Source organism: Flavobacterium sp. AC105 (genome assembly GCF_979258495.1).
In genome coordinates, this window is record NZ_OZ409860.1 from 1454494 (window position 1) to 1472170 (window position 17677).

Sequence of the window (17677 nt, forward strand, 5' to 3'; positions counted from 1 at the left end):
TAATATTTCTCTTATATAAAAAGTACCAAAGATTTCTAATTTAGCCAAGTTTGCGTTAGGGATAGAAGCGGTATCCTTTTTGGTGGCTTTTTCTGCCACAAAAAAGATATAGCGGATGCCCGTTCGCCGCGGCGAAAAAGTTTTGAATTATTATTTTTATATTAAGAAATTCTGATATATTTTTTGATAATATCCCTGCAAATATTGTAATTGATTTAGTTTTTATTAATTTTGTTAGAAGTAAGAACAATTTAAACTTAATTATATGTACAATTGTTTTGATATTGCAAAGTATTTTATAGACTTAGCTAAAGAAGAAGGTCAGGGACTTGATCCTATGAAATTGCTAAAGCTGACTTATATTTCGCATGGCTGGTATTTGGGAATTACAGGAAATCCTCTTTTCGATAATCAGGTTCAGGCATGGAAATACGGTTCGGTTATTCCGGATTTATATTACGCAATACGAATGTTTGGGAAAGATAATGTCGATCCTTTTCTGTTAAGTATCTCTGCTAAAAATCCGATTAAGGAAGAAGATAAAGAGTTCTTAAAGAAAATTTGGGACAATTATAAAAATTTATCCGGATTGCAACTCTCTGCCATAACTCACGAAGAAGGAAGCCCGTGGTCGCAAACCTGGGACGGAACCTATAATACTGTAATTGAAAACAGTATTATAAAAGATTACTACAAAGAAAAATTGAAAAAGTAATGGAAAAGAGTTTAGCAGAAAAATTAACCGATAGCGCTTTGGACGACGATATAAACAATGTTCCCGTTGATGTAACCCAAGAGGCAGAAAAGGAAGATCATTTGATGAAACCTTATGATCCTAAAAGCCATTCGGAATATATTGAGCTAAAACGCTTTGAAATTGAACAGGCAAATGAAAGCTCAGAACGAAAGTTAAGGCAGGAAAATGCCAAAAAGGCTTTTATTTTTTCGTCAAGATGGGCCATTTTTATTGCTATTGTAATTCTTTTGCATGGTTTTGGCGCTTCGTACAAATTCTATATTTTAACGCAAACAGAGTTTTTATTCGTAGTTGGAACTTTAACGACCTCTATTTTTGCTTTTTATACGTTGGTTTTAAGGTATTTATTTTATAGAAAACCAAGTCCTAAAAACGTTGAAAAGAAATAGATTTCTAACTTTTCTTTTGGGATATAACCTCGATTTTTTTCTGCTTTCATAAGTAAACCTCTATTCTAATTTTAAAACTTCATGGAAGACCTGACTTCATTTGTTGAAAATATTAATCAAAAAGTCATTTTATTACCGGACGAACTGGAGGTTTTATTGTCTGAATTTAAAGGGAGAAAAGTAAAGAAAAGACAATTTATTGTACAGCCTGAATTTGTAAACAAACATAGAACTTATGTGCTTGAAGGCGCTTTTCGTTCTTATGTGGTTGATGAAAAAGGCAGCGAACATACGATTCAGTTTGCGATTGAAGACTGGTGGATTGCAGATTATAATAGTTATGTTTACCAAACTCCGGCGACTATGTTTATTGTTGCATTGGAAGATAGCGTAATATTACAAATAAATTATGAAGCAGAGCAGAAACTCAAATCGTCTGGGTATAATTTTGAAAAGCTGTTTCGCTTAATGGCCGAAAAATCGGCTGCATTTTATTCTCGCCGCATCATCGCAATGCTGACACAAAATGCAGAAGAACGCTATAATGAGTTCCTCGAAAAATTTCCAAAAGTTGCGCAGCGCTTGCCACAATACGCCCTTGCGTCTTACCTGAATATGACTACAGAGTTTTTATCGAAAATACGTAATGAAAAAGTGAAGAAGAAAAGTTGAAGTAGTTCAACCTTTTTTCCTAATGTACTTCAACTTTTCATCCTGCCTTTATATCCAACTTTGCCTTATCAATTAACAGAATTTAATTAATAAAAAAAGATGGAAAATTTAGGAAAATTAAACGGTAAAGTAGCTTTAATAACTGGTGCATCAAAAGGTATTGGTGCAGGAATCGCAAAAGCATATGCAAATCAGGGTGCAACAGTAATCATTAATTACGCAAGCAGCAAGGAAGGTGCTGATAAAGTGGTTGCAGAAATTACAAGCAACGGCGGAAAAGCGATTGCCATACAAGGTAATGTTGAAAAAGCAGCTGATGTAAAACGTATTTTTGAAGAGATTGCTAAAACATTTGGCAAACTTGATATATTGGTGAACAACGCCGGTGTTTATAGCTTTGCAGGTATTGAAGATATCACGGAAGAGTCTTTTCATCATATGTTTAGTATTAACGTATTAGGAAGCATTTTGACAATTCAGCAAGCGGTGAAATTATTTGGCGATAAAGGCGGTGCAATTATTAATACCGGCTCGATCGTATCAACGCTTGATATGCCAACTGCATTGGTTTACACACAAACCAAATATGCAATTGATGCCATGACTCGTATTCTTGCCAAAGAACTTGGGCCTAAAAATATACGTATCAACTCTATTAATCCTGGATTAATTGAAACTGAAGGTTCTCACAGTTCGGGTGTTATGAATGGGGATGCCGAAAAATGGCATGTTTCTGAAACTCCGCTTGGGCGTGCAGGTCAACCTAATGATATTGCAAAAGTGGCTGTATTTCTTGCTTCTGATGATTCTTATTGGATTACTGGCGAAACTGTAGCTGTTTCTGGTGGACAACGTTAATTAAACTTTAGTTTATAAAAACTACAAAATTCAATGGCGGGATTATTCCTGTCATTGAATTTTTTGTTATTTTTTAGCTGTAGTTTTCATCTTTGTCAAAGTTCAAAACTTTGACAAAGATTACTTAACAAGTAAAACTAAAATTAAATTTTTAAATTTCAACGGCAACAAATCTGCGATAAACAAATTATTTTAAAACAAAACTTCTTTAGCAATTATATAAATCCCCATTACGAGAACAAACCAGCCAAAAATGGGTTTTAGTTTCGTTCCGTCGATTTTTTTAGAAAGCTGGCTTCCTAGTAACATTCCCAGAAGTGCCATTCCGGAAACGCCTAATAAAAAGGGGTAATCTATAGGAGTTCCGATGTATAAATCGCCTCCAAAACCTATCGAAGAATTTATACTAATGATTAATAAAGATGTCCCTACAGCTTGTTTCATAGGTAATTTGGCAAAAAAGAGCAGGGCAGGAATAATTAGAAAACCTCCGCCAGCACCCAAAAATCCTGTTATGATTCCCACAATAAAACCGATTATACTTAATTGTATATAATTAGTTTCGGCACCTTTTATTTCGGGTTGGTTTTTTCGAATCATTGAGATTGCTGCTGTAATCATCAAAACTGAAAAGATAATCATAATCAGAAAATCTTTTGAAACGGAATAAGATGCAATTGAAAATAAAGTCGCCGCAATTTGAGGGAAAATAACTTCGCGGATAATCAAAATCGAAATCACAGAAGGAATCGCAAAATACAATGCTGATTTTAGTTTGAGATTTCCCATTTTATAATGATTGTAACTTCCAAGCATGGCGGTTAATCCCACTATAAATAAAGAATAAGAAGTTGCCTGTTCCGGATTTACTTTAAATAAATACACCAAAATAGGAATCGTCAATATCGATCCGCCACCGCCAATTAAGCCAAGCGAGATTCCGATAATGATTGAAGCAAAATAACCTAAATATTCCATTGTATTTCTTTTTAGGCAAAGGTGGTTTGTTAAAAAGAAATGTACAGTAACATTTATCACATAAGGGATTTTTTGACTGCGGATTTTTTTTGCCCACGGATTTGGCGGATGAAACGGGTTTTCACAGATTTTTTCTTCTTTCCTTGATTTGGAAGTCCTGGCTTGTCACATCGAGCGGAGTTGAGATGCGTTGCGGGTTCTCTCCCGAAGCCTCGGGACGCTCGAACTGACAATAGTTTATAAAAAATAAACCAGCGAAAACCCGTTTCATCCGTAAAATCCGTGGGCTAATATTTTACTTTAATAATTCAATTTGGTTGCGGTTTAGTTTAACCAAACCTCTTTGTTCCATTTTTTTGAGTAATCTCGAAACGACTTCTCTTGAAGTATTTAATTCGGTTGCGATTTCCTGATGCGACAAATTAACTTCGGTACAGCCACAGGCATCAGAATGTCTTTTTAGATAAAATTCCAAGCGTTCATCCATAGAACGGAAAGCGATATTATCAACCACTTCCAGGACTTCTTCAAAACGGCTTCGGTAGGTTTCTATTACAAATTCATACCACGTTCTGTGTTCCATCATCCATTTATCCATCATTTGAAGTGGAATCATCATAACAGAAACATCTTCGACAACTTTTGCCATGATTTGGCTTTTCTCACTTTTTGCTGTACAAATCATCGAAATAGCGCAGGCTTGTCCGGGTTGCAGATAATACATTAAAAATTCGCCGCCATCTTCGCCTTCGCGATAGATTTTGATTTTTCCCTTGGTAATCAAAACGGTGTTTTTAATGTATTGTCCAGTTCGCATTAAAATGGTTCCGGCTTCAAAATCCTGCAGGCTTCCGTTTTCTTCGATTGTGGCAATAAGTTCGCTGGAGAAATTAGGAAAGATGTTTTGTAATGAATTTTGCATTGGATTTATTTTTAAACATAAAAAGTTTTTCTACCATTAAGAGATTAAGAAAAATTAAGTTTTACTGCTTAATGAAACTTAATCTCTTAATGGTAAAATTTTTAAATTCCATGTTGATTTTTTTTTTTGCCACAAATTGCACAAATTTTCGCTATTAAAGGATGTTCATTTTGTTGTGATTTTTTCAAATATAAAAATCCTTAAAATCATTTAATGTGTGGCAGTAAAAAAATAATTTGTGAAAATTTGTGTAATTCGTGGCTACCTTTATTTTATCAAAAAGACTTTAAAAACTATAATTTATTGCAAAGATAGCAGATTGAAATGGTTTAAATTGTCAGAAAACTATTTTAAGATGCATTTTATGCAAATGAAAAAATCCTATTTTCGATCGAGTTTATAGACTATATTTTTGAAAATAGTGAGTAAATTTGTATTTCACTGATTATAATACTTTCTCTAAAACGTTTTCTGAGAATAATAATCGAAATCGCATTTGGCACGTTTTTAATTAATAGAAACGTCGTAATTTTACAAAAACACATTTATTATGAATTTATCACAAGAAGATTGGGTTAATCAGCTTGCTGCTGACGAGAATGCAGTTATACTGGACGTAAGAACTGAAGACGAATTTAATGACGGTTATATCGAGAATGCCGTAAATATTGATATTCATAAAGGACAAGGTTTTATTTATGAAATTGAAGAATTAGACAAAAATAAAAACTATTATGTGTATTGCCGTTCTGGAGCCAGAAGTGCCAAAGCATGTCAGATTATGAATGAGTTAGGGATTGAAAATGCCTATAATCTGCTGGGTGGAATTCTGGATTGGGAAGGCGAAACCGTAAATCCATAAAAGAACAAGAAGAGGCAGAAATAGCCTCTTTTTTCTTTAAAAAGCTATTAATAACCAAACTATAAATACCAGATTATGAGTTTAATACCCGAAGAATATCAGATTAAAACCCTTATAAACCAAGACACTTATCTTGTTAACGGAGAATTAAAACAATGGACAGGGCAAACCACACCTGTGTTTTCGACAATTTCATCTACAGAAAAATACACACCAACTTTATTAGGATCGATTCCGTTTATGGCTGAGAAAGAAGCTGCAGAAGTGGTTGAAGCTGCCAATGCGGCTTATAATAAAGGACAGGGATTATGGCCAACTATGAAAGTGGTTGATCGTATTAAATGCATGGAAAATTTTGTAAAACAAATGAAAGAAACCCGCGAGGAAGTGGTTAAACTTTTGATGTGGGAAATTGGAAAAAACCTTGGTGATTCGCAAAAAGAATTTGACAGAACTGTAGAATATATTCATGATACAATTGATAGTTACAAAGAATTAAACGGTCGCAGTTCGCATTTTGAAAAAGTTCAGGGTGTAAATGCTATGATTCGCCGTGGACCTCTTGGAGTTGTTTTGTGTCTTGGACCTTACAATTATCCTCTAAACGAAACTTTCTCCTTATTGATTCCCGCTTTAATTATGGGTAATACCGTAATTTTTAAACCTGCTAAACATGGTGTTTTATGTATTTCACCATTATTAGAAGCTTTTAGAAGCAGTTTTCCTAAAGGAGTTATCAATATTGTTTACGGAAGAGGCCGCGAAGTTGCTTCTCCGATCATGAAATCAGGAAAAATTGATGTTCTGGCATTAATCGGAAACAGTAAATCTGCGATTGCATTGCAGGATCAGCATCCAAATAAAAACAGATTGCGTTTGATTTTAGGTTTAGAAGCTAAAAACCCGGCGATTATTTTACCGGATGCCGATTTAGATTTGACTATTCAGGAATGTATTGCGGGAAGTTTGTCTTTTAACGGACAACGTTGTACGGCTTTAAAAGTATTATATGTTCATGAATCTATCGTTGAAGAATTCAACAAACGTTTTGCTGAAAAAGTAGACGGATTAGTTTTTGGAAATCCTTGGGAAAAAGGAGTTTCTTTAACACCGCTTCCTGAAAGTGAAAAACCAGCTTATATTCAGGGATTAATTGATGATGCTAAAGGTAAAGGAGCAAAAGTATTAAACGAAAAAGGAGGAAAACATACTGAGAATTATATTTTTCCGGCTGTTTTATATCCTGTAAATAAAGAGATGCGTGTGTATCATGAAGAACAATTTGGACCAGTTGTGCCAATTATTTCTTTTAAGGATATCAATGAACCTCTTGAAGATATGGCCGAATCAAACTACGGACAACAAGTAAGTTTGTTCGGGAAAGATATTAAAACTTTGGCGCCGCTTATTGATGCTTTAGTAAATTTAGTTTGCAGGGTAAACCTGAACAGTTCATGCCAGAGAGGTCCGGATGCGTTCCCGTTTACAGGCCGTAAAGATTCTGCAGTAGGAACTTTAAGTATTCCGGATGCTTTGCGTTCATTCTCAATTCGTACGTTCGTGGCTTCAAAAGATATCGATTATAATAATGAAATTCTGCAAGAGCTATTAAATAGCAAAGAATCGAATTTTATAAATACCGATTATATTTTGTAATTCCGAGGTTATATATTAATTGTAGATACCGTCTTTGTTCTTTTAGAATTAGGCGGTTTTTATTTTTCTTTAAGGTTCTGAGTTGCTGAGAATCTAAATCTCTAAGTTTTTATTTTTGAAGTTTATTTTAAAACTTCCATAAAACATTCTTCGTTTATAGTCAAAAAAATATAATTTTATAAAGAATTGTAACATTAAAGAGAAAAACACTTCTAATATGATAAATCATATTAAATCATCAAAATCATAAAACGACTTATGGAAAAAAAACTATTCCAAATTGTATTAATCAGTTTCGTGTTTTTAGCACAAAATAGCTTTGCACAGGAACTTTATATGCCCAGAAATATAAAGGAAGCTTACGCGAAAGGAACGCGCTCGATGGACGGAAAACCAGGAAAAAACTACTGGCAGAATCACGGGACATATTCGATGGAAATTTCGGTAGATCCTAAAACAAGGGTTGTAAGCGGAACTGAAACTATTGTCTATGAAAATAATAGTAAGGATTCATTGCGAAACATGGCTATTCGTTTTGTAAACAATGTACACAAACCATCTTCGTCAAGAGCCGGATCTGTAAGTAATGATTTTTTGAGTGATGGTTTAACAATAACGTCCTTAAAAATCGATGGTGAAGTTTATAAAGAAGATGCCAGAAAATGGGGAACGGTTGGTAATGTAAAAATGAAAAAGCCAATGCCGCCAAATTCAAAAATTACTTTAAATATCGATTGGAGTTATCCTTTATCTAAAGAAAGTGAAAGAGAAGGCCAGATAGACGAAACCACTTTTTATGTGGCGTACAGTTACCCAAGAGTTTCGGTTTTTGATGACTATAATAAATGGGACAGATTGCCTCACACAAATCGTTTAGAATTTTATAATGACTTTAATGATTATACTTTTTCAGTAAAAGTGCCGAAAAATTATGTGGTTTTTGCAACCGGAGATTTATTAAACCCCGATGATGTTTTAAATCCTGAATTTTCAGACCGATTAAAAAAATCATATACTACAAACGAAATTTTGCATATCGCAAACTTAGACGAATTGAAAAAAGGTGCGGTTACGAAACAAAATGACTGGAATACCTGGAAGTTTGAAGCCAAACATATTTCTGATGTTTGTTTTGGATTAAGCGACCATTATATATGGGATGCGAGCAGTGTTGTAGTCGATAAAAAAACAAACCGACGCGCGAGTGTTCAGGCGGCTTATGATATTTCCGGAACTGATTTTGTAAATTCGGTAAAAAACAATCAATATGCATTAGATTACTTTTCGAACAATTGGCCGGGAGTTCCGTACCCGTTTTCTAAAATGACCGCTTTTCAGGGTTTTGCAGATATGGAATATCCAATGATGTGTAACGATTCGCAAATGGGTGATCCTGTTTTTGCACAATTGGTTCAGGATCACGAAGTCGCGCATACGTATTTTCCTTTTTATATGGGAATAAATGAAACGCGTTACGCTTTTATGGATGAAGGATGGGCAACTACTTTCGAATATTTTATCGGAATTGCGGAACATGGTAAAGAAGCTGCTGATAAATTTTATAAAGATTTCAGAGTAAAAGATTATATCAACGATCCATCAACAGAAGAAGATCAGCCTATAATCTCTATGTCATCTCAGGTTGCTGATGCAGGTTACGGAAATAATTCATACGGAAAAGCGTCACTTTCGTACATTGCATTAAAAGATTTGCTTGGAGATGATTTATTCAAAAAAGCATTACACGCTTATATGGACAATTGGAATGGAAAACACCCAATTCCGTGGGATTATTTTAATTCGTTTAATACAGCAACAGGAAAAAATCTGAATTGGTATTTTAATAACTGGTTTTTTACGAATAACTACATAGATCTTTCGGTTAAAAATGTGGCCAAAAACACTGTTTCTGTAGAAAATGTTGGCGGATTTGCAATTCCGTTTGATGTGAATATTGTTTACGCAGATAATTCAACCGAAACCATACATGAGACTCCGGCAATTTGGCAAGCGAATCAAAAATCAGCTACAATTGCTTTAAAAAGTAAAAAACAAATCAAGCAAATCACTTTGGATGGAGGTATTTTTATGGATGCCACACCAAAAAATAATACTTGGTCAGTTCAGTAAAAAAAACAAATATTTAAACCGTCTTTTTCTATTGAGAAAGACGGTTTTTTTTTATATAATTTTCAAAATATATTAGAACATCTTTTAAAATAATTCACATAAAATAATTTTAAAATGTCAGGAGAAAAAGATTTGGAGATTTTGCTCAAAAGCATGAAACCGGAACACAATCCGGGAGATTATGTTTTTTGCAAAATAGAAAAGCTGGGTGATGTAAATTTAGATGAAATCGAAATGGTTTTTAAAGAAAAGGAAGCGATTACGTTAATTCTAAAAAAGGAAGTGGCAGATCAGTTAAAACTGCAATATTCTGTAATAATGTCCTGGATTACACTTTCTGTTCATTCTTCATTAGAAGCCATTGGTTTAACAGCGGCATTTTCAAAAGCACTTTCGCAGAACGGAATTAGTTGTAATGTTGTGGCAGCTTATTATCACGACCATATTTTTGTGCATACAAAAGACACAGAAAAAGCAATGTTGATTTTGAATGCGTTTTCGGATTAGCCTGAAAATATTATATTTTTGCCACAGATTTCAAAGATTCAAACAGATTTTATAATCATTGAATCTTTAAAATCTGTGGCATATTTTTTATAAGAATTTAAATCCAACCGAGAAATTAGAAACGGCTGTTTTTACACTTCTTCCGGAAGGATCAAGATCCGTAATTCCTGCCAGGTATCTGTAATCTATAGTAAGTTTCCACAAATCGACGCCAACTCCGCCCAGAATACTGCTGTTGTTTAGTTCGATATCAATATAATTCAGACCGTTATTTGCCTTAATATCCGAATAATTTTTCCAGTTGTATCCGGCAAAAATGCGTACGTTGCCAAGTTTTCCCAGCGGAATAACCTTGAAACCGGCAATCAGAGTAGCGTCTGTTCCGGACAGCTTATATTCAGTGTCTCCAATTCCGGTTTGAGAAACATTAAATTTTGACTGTGCATATCCAAATTCTCCCTGAGCATAGAATAGTAATAAATTTAGTCTTGCAAAACCGGCAAAACCCACGCCTGTTCCTGAGCTTTTTGAACTAAAATCATCAGTCAAAGGTGAGGTTATGTTATAAGAAAACTGAGGTCCAAACTGTATCAATTGTGCAAAACCATTTACACTAATACACAAAAAAGCGGCTAAGATGAGTTTTTTCATAAGTGGATTTATTTATTTTTAGATACTATAAAAATAATTATTATTAATTAGATTCGAACGATTTATCTTATTTTATTTAACGCATGTTTTTGATAATGAGTAAAATGCGTTTTTAGGTATTCTATATAATATCATTATAAAATGCAGTAAATTTGAAATTCCAAAAAAATAGTAATACAATGGAAATTAGAGCAATCAAACCTTCGCAAACCTGGCAAATCAGACATGAAGTAATGTGGCCGGATCAGCCTTTTGAATTCGTGCAGCTAGAAGAGGATAATTCAGGATTGCATTTTGGGGTTTTTGATCATGAAAAATTAGTTTCAATAGTTTCGTGTTTTATTACAAATGATGAAATGCAATTTAGAAAATTAGCCACCTTAGAAGAATTTCAGGGAAAAGGAATTGCATCAGAACTATTAAAATACATTTTGAAGCTGGCAAAAGAGAAAGATTTAAAAAAAGTCTGGTGTAATGCCAGAAGCAATAAAAAATCATTCTATGAAAAATTTGGAATGGCCGATACGCATAAAAAATTTACAAAAGCAGGAAAGGAATTTACCATTATGGAAATTTTGCTATAAAAATAACAATGAAATTTATTGAATAAAATATACAGCCTCAATTATTTGCGATTTTAATGGTTTTTGTTCTGTTTTGAGATTAGTCTTAAACTGATTCTGATTTGAAGGAGTTTTTTTATGATTTTTTCGCATTAAAAAATAATATTTTAGTAAAATTGGTGCCTAAAAAAAGAATTAAAACGTTTTCGTATTTTTTTAATGTTAAACCTTATTAAAAATTCTTTTTTTGTTTCGATACTTTGATTACTTTCGCACCCAAATGAGAAAGTTAACAGTATTTTTAGTATTCATGAATTTCCTTCTGTTTGGCGGAGGGCAATATCTTAATGCGGGTACACCTCAAAACTTTCATCAACATACACTTGAGAAAAAGCACCGTGTAAAATTCACGAATCAGGATCAGGGATCTTCCATTATCGAAGATGCTGATTTAGATCTTGAAGAAGAATACCTTGGAAGCGATAATCTTGGACTTTCGAATAAATTTTTTGCAGCAAATTACAGTTTACTTGATAACTGGTACCTGAAATTCTCAGATCAGGTTGTTGTAAATGATTACAATCGTTTTAAAATCTACGTGCCATTCTGTGGCCAGTCAAATCCTATCTATATTACTCAACGAGTTTTAAGAATTTGATTTTATACTATACATCCGGTTACCTCAGTTGTGATCTGCATATCTTGTTGATGTATATTTTTTCTACCTCTTCTTATATGGAATTTTAGTTCTGACTAAGGCTGCCTGATGCATTTTTTCATCTAAAGGAATCACTGTATTCCAAGCATTCAATCGCTTAATTTCCAATAAAATCATGAAAAGAATTATCTTGTTCACAGGCTTATTTGCCCTTGTGTGCCTTACTAGTTGTACAACTAAAAAAGAAGAAAAAGAAGAAGTGGAAAAATTTACGGTTACTAATCCGGTAAAAATTGACACATCATTTACAAAACAATATGTTTCGCAGATTAAATCTGTTCGAAATATCGAAATCCGTGCCCAGGAAAAAGGGTTTTTACAAAACATTTATGTCGATGAAGGACAGTTTGTAAAAAAAGGTCAGCTGTTGTTCAGAATTATGCCAAATATGTATCAGGCAGAATTGCTTAAAGCTCAAGCTGAACAAAAATCAGTAGAAATCGAATTGCAAAATTCTAAATTACTTGCTGATAAAAATATCGTTTCTAAAAACGAATTAAGTGTGGCTCAGGCAAAATTGCAATCTGCAAAAGCTGAGGTTGCATTAGCAAAACTTCATTTATCATTTACAGAGATCAGAGCTCCGTTTGACGGAACAATCGATAGAATTCCATTAAAATTAGGAAGTCTTATTGACGAAGGCGAATTATTGACAAGTCTTTCAGACAACAGTCAAATGTTTGCTTATTTCAATGTATCTGAACCTGAATATCTTCAATACCAAACAGATATAAAAGATCGTGCTGAGAACAAAGTAAGTTTAATGTTAGCGAATGGCGAACTTTTTAAAGAAAAAGGAAATGTTGAAGTTATAGAAAGTGAGTTTAACAACGAAACAGGAAATATCGCTTTTAGAGCAAGATTCCCTAATTCAGGCAAATTACTTAGAAACGGTGAAACAGGACAAGTTCAAATGTTGGTGCCGCTTAGAAATGCTATTGTGATCCCACAAAAAGCGACTTACGAAATTCAGGATAAAAAATACGTTTTTGTGGTTGATAAAAACAGTAAAGTAACTTCAAAAGAAATTACTATTACTGGCGAAATCCCTGATTTATACGTAGTAAGCAGCGGACTTACTGAAACGGATAAAATTTTACTTGAAGGAGTTCAGAAAGTAAAAGAAAATGACAAGATTAAATATGACTTCCAGGCTCCTCAAACGGTAATTAATCATTTGCGCGTAAAAGCTGAATAGTTTTGTTTTCAATGGTTTCAAGTTTCAGGTTTCAAGTTTTGCACTGAACCTGAAACTTGAAACACTTTTAAACTGTTAATTAGTTTAATCATTAAAAAAATATAAAAATGTTTAATAAATTTATTCAAAGACCTGTATTGTCGATAGTAATATCGCTGATCATTGTCTTTTTAGGGGTATTGTCGGTATTAAATTTACCTATTACCCAGTTCCCTTCCATTTCACCTCCAATGGTAAACGTTACGGCGGATTATCCTGGATCGAATGGAGAATTAATGATCAAATCTGTTGTTATTCCTTTAGAAAGAGCTCTTAACGGGGTTCCCGGGATGAAATATATGACTTCTGATGCCGGAAATGATGGTGAAGCAAGTATTCAGGTAGTATTTAATTTAGGTACAGATCCTAACCAGGCTGCGATTAACGTTCAAAACCGTGTGGCTTCGGTTACTAATAAACTACCTCCATTGGTAGTTAGAGAAGGTGTTAAGATTACGCGTGAGGTTCCGAGTATGCTGATGTACGTGAATCTTTATAGTACGGATAAAAATACCGACATGAAGTTCTTGTACAACTATGCTGATATCAACGTATTATCTGAGTTAAAAAGGGTAAATGGTATTGGATCAGGAGACATCTTAGGAACTCGTGAATATGCGATGCGTATCTGGTTGAAACCGGATCGTATGTTAGCGTATAAAATTTCTGCTGATGAGGTAATGGAAGCATTATCAAGTCAGAGTTTGGAAGCTTCGCCTGGTAAAACAGGAGAAAGTTCCGGTAAACGTTCTCAGGCATTTGAATATGTATTGAAATATTCAGGACGTTTTACAACCAAAGAACAATATGAGAACATTGTAGTAAAATCAAACAGTAACGGAGAACTTTTACGTTTGAAAGATATTGCCAAAGTTGAATTTGGAAGCTCGATGTATGATATCTATTCTAATTTGAATGGAAAACCTTCTGCAGCGATTGTATTAAAACAATCTTTTGGATCTAATGCAAATCAGGTTATTGAAGACGTAAAAGCCAAATTAGAAAAAATAAAGCAAAAATTCCCAAAAGGAATGGATTACGAAATCTCATATGACGTTTCTAAATTCTTAGATGCTTCTATCGAAAAAGTAATTCACACCTTGATCGAAGCCTTTATTTTGGTTGGTTTAGTAGTATTCCTTTTCTTAGGAGACTGGCGTTCAACGATTATCCCGGCAATTGCGGTACCGGTTTCCTTAATTGGAACATTTATATTCATGACATTCTTCGATATTTCGTTGAACTTAATTACGTTGTTTGCTTTGGTTTTGGCAATTGGGGTCGTCGTCGATGATGCGATTGTAGTTATCGAAGCCGTTCACGCCAAGATGGAGGAAGAACATCTCTCGCCACTTAAAGCGACTAAAAAAGCGATGCATGAAATTGCAGGAGCTATTGTTGCAATTACATTCTTAATGGCTGCGGTATTTATTCCGGTTGCTTTTATGTCTGGTCCGGTTGGGGTGTTTTACAGACAGTTCTCGATCACGATGGCAACAGCAATTATCCTTTCAGGTATTGTGGCATTGACTTTAACGCCGGCACTTTGTGCAATGATGTTAAAAAACAATCACAGTAAACCTAAAAAGAGAACGCCTGTAAATGTATTCATAGATGGTTTTAACAACAAGTTTAACCTTGCACAAGGTAAATACCAAAATGTATTAGGTAAAATTGTAAACAGAAGAGCTGTTACTATTATTGCACTTCTTGCATTTTGTGCCGGAACATGGCTGATTAGTAGTACCGTTCCTTCCGGGTTTATCCCGAATGAGGATCAGGGTATGTTTTATGCTATTATCCAGACACCTCCGGGTTCATCATTAGAGCGTACAAATAATATTGCAGAGAAATTGCAAAAAATAGCTGAAACGATTGACGGAGTAAAATCGGTTTCTTCATTAGCTGGTTATGAAATTTTGACAGAAGGTACAGGATCAAACTCAGGAACTTGTTTGATCAATTTAAAAGACTGGAATGATCGTAAAGAATCTGTACAGGAAGTTATGACAGAACTGGAAGAAAAATCGAAAGATATTCCAGGTGCAAATATTGAGTTTTTCCAACCGCCGGCAGTTCCTGGATATGGAGCAGCAGGAGGATTTGAGCTTCGTTTACTGGACAAAACAGGTTCAGGAGATTTCAAAAAAATGGAAGCTGTTAACAAAGAATTTGTTGAGGAATTGAACAAACGTCCGGAATTATCTAACGTATTTAGTTTCTTTAGTGCGAGTTTCCCTCAATACATGATGAAAGTAGATAATGACTTGGCGCAGCAAAAAGGAGTTTCTATCGAAAATGCGATGAATACTTTATCAACTCTTGTGGGTAGTAACTACGAAATCAGTTTCATTAAATACGGAATTAACTATAAAGTAATCGTTCAGGCTTCGCCGGAATATCGTGCACAACCGGATGATATCTTAAAACTTTACGTGAAAAATGACCGTGATGAAATGGTCCCTTTTTCTGCCTTTATGAAATTAGAAAAAGTATACGGTCTTTCAGAAATTACAAGACACAATATGTATACTTCTACTGAGATTAGTGGAGGACCTGCTGTAGGATATAGTTCTGGTACGGCGATTAAGGTGATTCAGGAAGTAGCAGAGAAAAAATTACCTAGAGGATATGATATTGACTGGGCAGGTATTTCTGCCGATGAGGTTGCTCAGGGTAATCAGGCAATTTGGGTATTCTTAATCTGTTTAGGATTCGTTTACTTGGTATTAGCTGCTCAATACGAAAGTTTTATTTTGCCATTATCAGTAATTCTTTCTCTACCGGCGGGTATTTTTGGAGCTTTCCTTTTATTAAAAATAACTGGATTAGAAAACAACATTTACGCTCAGGTTGCCATGGTAATGCTTATTGGTTTACTGGGTAAAAATGCCGTACTGATTGTAGAGTTTGCGATACAGCGACATGCAGCGGGCAAAACAGTTCTTGAAGCAGCGATGGAAGGAGCTAAAGCGAGGTTCCGTCCTATTTTGATGACTTCATTTGCGTTTATTGCGGGATTATTACCGTTAGCGTTTGCATCTGGTCCTGGTAAAATTGGTAACAGAACCATTGGTACTGCGGCCGCTGGAGGTATGCTTATCGGAACTATTTGTGGTGTATTTGTGATTCCTGGATTGTATTATATATTCGGTAAAATTGCAGAGAGACACAAATTGGTGAAAAATGAAGAAGAAAATCCATTAACAGAAGAAATTGATGACAACCATGTATAAATTCAAAGCCTATCAATATGGCATTGCATTAGGTATATGTCTTACGGTTGCAGGGTGTAAAGCCCCTGCGCCTGAGGCAGCACCTACTACAAGTACGCCAGTTCCTGAGTCGTTTGGTACAACAGCCCAAACTCAGGATTCAAACAATACATCGACTTTACAATGGAAAGATTATTTTAAAGATCAAAACCTTGTAGACCTGATTGATGTTGCGTTAAAAAACAATCAGGAATTAAACATCACTTTGCAGGAAATTGAAATTGCAAAGAATGATATCCGTGTTAAAAAAGGACTTTTATTGCCAACTGTTGGTGTTCGCGCCGGAGCCGGAGTAGAAAAAGTAGGTAGATATACAAGCCAGGGTGCCGGTGACGCTACTACAGAAATTAAACCTGGAATAGAAACACCTGATCCGCTTGGAGATTTTACCATTTCTGCCTATGCAAATTGGGAAGTAGATATCTGGAAAAAATTACGCAATTCTAAAAAAGCGGCATTAAACAGATATTTAGCTAGTGTTGAAGGTAAAAACTTTGTAATTACAAATCTTATTGCTGAAGTTGCTGATTCTTATTATGAATTATTGGCTTTGGATACGCAGCTAGATATTATCAATCAAACGATAAAATTACAGTCAAACGCATTAGAAATTGTAAAAATCCAAAAGCAGGCTGCAAGAGCTACAGAACTTGGAGTTAAGAAGTTTGAAGCTGAAGTTTTAACTTCAAAAAGCATGGAGTTTGATATTCGTCAGCAAATAAAAGAAACAGAGAATAAAATCAACTTTTTGTTAGGACGTTATCCACAGGAAATCAAAAGAACAGAAAGCAGCAATTTCTTAAGCTTATTGCCGGCTGCTGTAAATTCAGGAATTCCTTCTCAATTATTGACAAATCGTCCTGATGTTAAACAAGCTGAACTAGAATTGGTAGCAGCAAAATTAGATGTAAAAGTGGCTCGTGCCGAGTTTTATCCGTCACTTGATATTTCTGCTGCGGTAGGAGTACAAGCATTTAAACCAAGTTACTTATTTACGTTTCCTGAATCAATTTTGTATTCGTTAGCAGGAGATCTTGCTGCGCCATTGATAAACAGAAATGCAATTAAAGCAGAATTTGCGAGTGCAAATGCAAGACAGCTTCAGGCATTGTATAATTATGATCGTACGGTTTTGAATGCTTATTTAGAAGTATCAAATCAACTATCTAAGATCGAAAATTTACAAAAAGGATATGATCTTAAATCGCAGCAAGTTGATGCTTTAAATACTTCAATTGATGTTTCTAATGATTTGTTTAAATCAGCAAGAGTAGATTATTTTGAAGTTTTAATGACACAACGTGATGCATTAGAAGCTAAATTAGAATTGGTAGACACTAAAAAAGAACAATTAAATGCTGCGGTCCATGTTTATAGAGACTTAGGCGGCGGTTGGAAATAATATTGCCTGTTAATTTGTAGATAAAAGCCTTTCGGAAGTAAAATTCTGAAAGGCTTTTTTATTTGTTAGACCAGACATATTTTAAAAACTACAAGTCAAA

Annotated in this window: 16 protein-coding genes; 13 read left to right on the forward strand and 3 right to left on the reverse strand. The window is 34.5% G+C overall.

Annotation, left to right across the window (positions count from 1 at the left end; all coding sequences use genetic code 11):
- Positions 1 to 265: 265 nt before the first annotated feature.
- The 4 genes from ACZ0AH_RS06590 to ACZ0AH_RS06605 all read left to right on the forward strand — a co-directional run bounded on the left by ACZ0AH_RS06590 (position 266) and on the right by ACZ0AH_RS06605 (position 2676).
- A complete protein-coding gene (locus tag ACZ0AH_RS06590; RefSeq protein ID WP_463475019.1) occupies positions 266 to 715 on the forward strand; it encodes a Panacea domain-containing protein in 450 nt (149 codons plus the stop codon).
- Positions 715 to 1146 (forward strand): hypothetical protein, encoded by a 432-nt coding sequence (locus ACZ0AH_RS06595; protein ID WP_463475020.1) that lies wholly within the window; start codon positions 715 to 717, stop codon positions 1144 to 1146. Before ACZ0AH_RS06590 ends, ACZ0AH_RS06595 begins: the two co-directional genes overlap by 1 nt.
- Before the next feature lie 81 nt (positions 1147 to 1227).
- Complete coding sequence (locus ACZ0AH_RS06600) at positions 1228 to 1818, forward strand: Crp/Fnr family transcriptional regulator (protein ID WP_463475021.1); 591 nt, start codon at positions 1228 to 1230, stop codon at positions 1816 to 1818.
- A 99-nt stretch (positions 1819 to 1917) separates the two neighbouring features.
- Entirely contained in the window at positions 1918 to 2676 is a 759-nt protein-coding gene (locus tag ACZ0AH_RS06605; protein WP_463475022.1) for a glucose 1-dehydrogenase, read from the forward strand.
- Positions 2677 to 2868: 192 nt separating this feature from the next.
- Here the strand turns inward: ACZ0AH_RS06605 and ACZ0AH_RS06610 are convergent, their stop codons facing one another.
- A complete protein-coding gene (locus ACZ0AH_RS06610; RefSeq protein WP_463475023.1) occupies positions 2869 to 3654 on the reverse strand; it encodes a sulfite exporter TauE/SafE family protein in 786 nt (261 codons plus the stop codon).
- 295 nt (positions 3655 to 3949) lie between these two features.
- Positions 3950 to 4576 (reverse strand): Crp/Fnr family transcriptional regulator, encoded by a 627-nt coding sequence (locus ACZ0AH_RS06615; protein ID WP_463475024.1) that lies wholly within the window; start codon positions 4574 to 4576, stop codon positions 3950 to 3952.
- A gap of 550 nt (positions 4577 to 5126) precedes the next feature.
- On the opposite strand from ACZ0AH_RS06615, the gene ACZ0AH_RS06620 reads away from it, so the two are divergent.
- The 4 genes from ACZ0AH_RS06620 to ACZ0AH_RS06635 all read left to right on the forward strand — a co-directional run bounded on the left by ACZ0AH_RS06620 (position 5127) and on the right by ACZ0AH_RS06635 (position 9731).
- Complete coding sequence (locus ACZ0AH_RS06620) at positions 5127 to 5438, forward strand: rhodanese-like domain-containing protein (protein ID WP_463475025.1); 312 nt, start codon at positions 5127 to 5129, stop codon at positions 5436 to 5438.
- Positions 5439 to 5513: 75 nt separating this feature from the next.
- Positions 5514 to 7094, forward strand: coding sequence for an NADP-dependent glyceraldehyde-3-phosphate dehydrogenase (locus ACZ0AH_RS06625; protein ID WP_463475026.1), 1581 nt, complete (start codon positions 5514 to 5516; stop codon positions 7092 to 7094).
- 258 nt (positions 7095 to 7352) lie between these two features.
- Complete coding sequence (locus ACZ0AH_RS06630; protein ID WP_463475027.1) at positions 7353 to 9224, forward strand: M1 family metallopeptidase; 1872 nt, start codon at positions 7353 to 7355, stop codon at positions 9222 to 9224.
- A 114-nt stretch (positions 9225 to 9338) separates the two neighbouring features.
- On the forward strand, positions 9339 to 9731 hold the full coding sequence (locus ACZ0AH_RS06635) for an ACT domain-containing protein (protein ID WP_463475028.1): 393 nt from the start codon (positions 9339 to 9341) through the stop codon (positions 9729 to 9731).
- A gap of 87 nt (positions 9732 to 9818) precedes the next feature.
- On the opposite strand, the gene ACZ0AH_RS06640 is transcribed toward ACZ0AH_RS06635, so the two are convergent.
- Complete coding sequence (locus ACZ0AH_RS06640; protein ID WP_463475029.1) at positions 9819 to 10382, reverse strand: hypothetical protein; 564 nt, start codon at positions 10380 to 10382, stop codon at positions 9819 to 9821.
- Positions 10383 to 10561: 179 nt separating this feature from the next.
- Here ACZ0AH_RS06640 and ACZ0AH_RS06645 point away from each other — a divergent pair, with 179 nt between their 5' ends.
- From ACZ0AH_RS06645 to ACZ0AH_RS06665, 5 genes are all read left to right on the forward strand, one after another.
- Positions 10562 to 10966 carry a GNAT family N-acetyltransferase gene (locus ACZ0AH_RS06645; RefSeq protein WP_463475030.1) on the forward strand — a complete coding sequence of 135 codons (405 nt, stop codon included), beginning with the start codon at positions 10562 to 10564 and terminating at the stop codon, positions 10964 to 10966.
- Positions 10967 to 11225: 259 nt separating this feature from the next.
- The gene (locus ACZ0AH_RS06650) at positions 11226 to 11603 is read left to right on the forward strand and encodes a hypothetical protein (protein ID WP_463475031.1); all 378 of its coding nucleotides are present in this window, start codon (positions 11226 to 11228) and stop codon (positions 11601 to 11603) included.
- A gap of 175 nt (positions 11604 to 11778) precedes the next feature.
- Positions 11779 to 12861: an efflux RND transporter periplasmic adaptor subunit gene (locus ACZ0AH_RS06655; protein WP_463475032.1), complete on the forward strand. Its 1083-nt coding sequence runs from the start codon at positions 11779 to 11781 to the stop codon at positions 12859 to 12861.
- 107 nt (positions 12862 to 12968) lie between these two features.
- Positions 12969 to 16136 carry an efflux RND transporter permease subunit gene (locus tag ACZ0AH_RS06660; RefSeq protein WP_463475033.1) on the forward strand — a complete coding sequence of 1056 codons (3168 nt, stop codon included), beginning with the start codon at positions 12969 to 12971 and terminating at the stop codon, positions 16134 to 16136.
- A complete protein-coding gene (locus ACZ0AH_RS06665) occupies positions 16129 to 17577 on the forward strand; it encodes a TolC family protein (protein ID WP_463478093.1) in 1449 nt (482 codons plus the stop codon). The genes ACZ0AH_RS06660 and ACZ0AH_RS06665 overlap by 8 nt, the downstream gene beginning before the upstream one ends.
- Positions 17578 to 17677 lie beyond the last annotated feature (100 nt).

Excerpts from the sequence above, each read along its gene's own strand:
- ACZ0AH_RS06665 (WP_463478093.1), top strand. The coding sequence starts at position 16,129 with ATGTATAAATTCAAAGCCTATCAATATGGCATTGCATTAGGTATATGT.
- ACZ0AH_RS06650 (WP_463475031.1), top strand. The coding sequence starts at position 11,226 with ATGAGAAAGTTAACAGTATTTTTAGTATTCATGAATTTCCTTCTGTTT.
- ACZ0AH_RS06635 (WP_463475028.1), top strand. The coding sequence starts at position 9,339 with ATGTCAGGAGAAAAAGATTTGGAGATTTTGCTCAAAAGCATGAAACCG.
- ACZ0AH_RS06620 (WP_463475025.1), top strand. The coding sequence starts at position 5,127 with ATGAATTTATCACAAGAAGATTGGGTTAATCAGCTTGCTGCTGACGAG.
- ACZ0AH_RS06655 (WP_463475032.1), top strand. The coding sequence starts at position 11,779 with ATGAAAAGAATTATCTTGTTCACAGGCTTATTTGCCCTTGTGTGCCTT.
- ACZ0AH_RS06625 (WP_463475026.1), top strand. The coding sequence starts at position 5,514 with ATGAGTTTAATACCCGAAGAATATCAGATTAAAACCCTTATAAACCAA.
- ACZ0AH_RS06640 (WP_463475029.1), bottom strand. The coding sequence starts at position 10,382 with ATGAAAAAACTCATCTTAGCCGCTTTTTTGTGTATTAGTGTAAATGGT.
- ACZ0AH_RS06605 (WP_463475022.1), top strand. The coding sequence starts at position 1,918 with ATGGAAAATTTAGGAAAATTAAACGGTAAAGTAGCTTTAATAACTGGT.
- ACZ0AH_RS06610 (WP_463475023.1), bottom strand. The coding sequence starts at position 3,654 with ATGGAATATTTAGGTTATTTTGCTTCAATCATTATCGGAATCTCGCTT.
- ACZ0AH_RS06600 (WP_463475021.1), top strand. The coding sequence starts at position 1,228 with ATGGAAGACCTGACTTCATTTGTTGAAAATATTAATCAAAAAGTCATT.
- ACZ0AH_RS06590 (WP_463475019.1), top strand. The coding sequence starts at position 266 with ATGTACAATTGTTTTGATATTGCAAAGTATTTTATAGACTTAGCTAAA.
- ACZ0AH_RS06615 (WP_463475024.1), bottom strand. The coding sequence starts at position 4,576 with ATGCAAAATTCATTACAAAACATCTTTCCTAATTTCTCCAGCGAACTT.
- ACZ0AH_RS06660 (WP_463475033.1), top strand. The coding sequence starts at position 12,969 with ATGTTTAATAAATTTATTCAAAGACCTGTATTGTCGATAGTAATATCG.
- ACZ0AH_RS06645 (WP_463475030.1), top strand. The coding sequence starts at position 10,562 with ATGGAAATTAGAGCAATCAAACCTTCGCAAACCTGGCAAATCAGACAT.
- ACZ0AH_RS06595 (WP_463475020.1), top strand. The coding sequence starts at position 715 with ATGGAAAAGAGTTTAGCAGAAAAATTAACCGATAGCGCTTTGGACGAC.
- ACZ0AH_RS06630 (WP_463475027.1), top strand. The coding sequence starts at position 7,353 with ATGGAAAAAAAACTATTCCAAATTGTATTAATCAGTTTCGTGTTTTTA.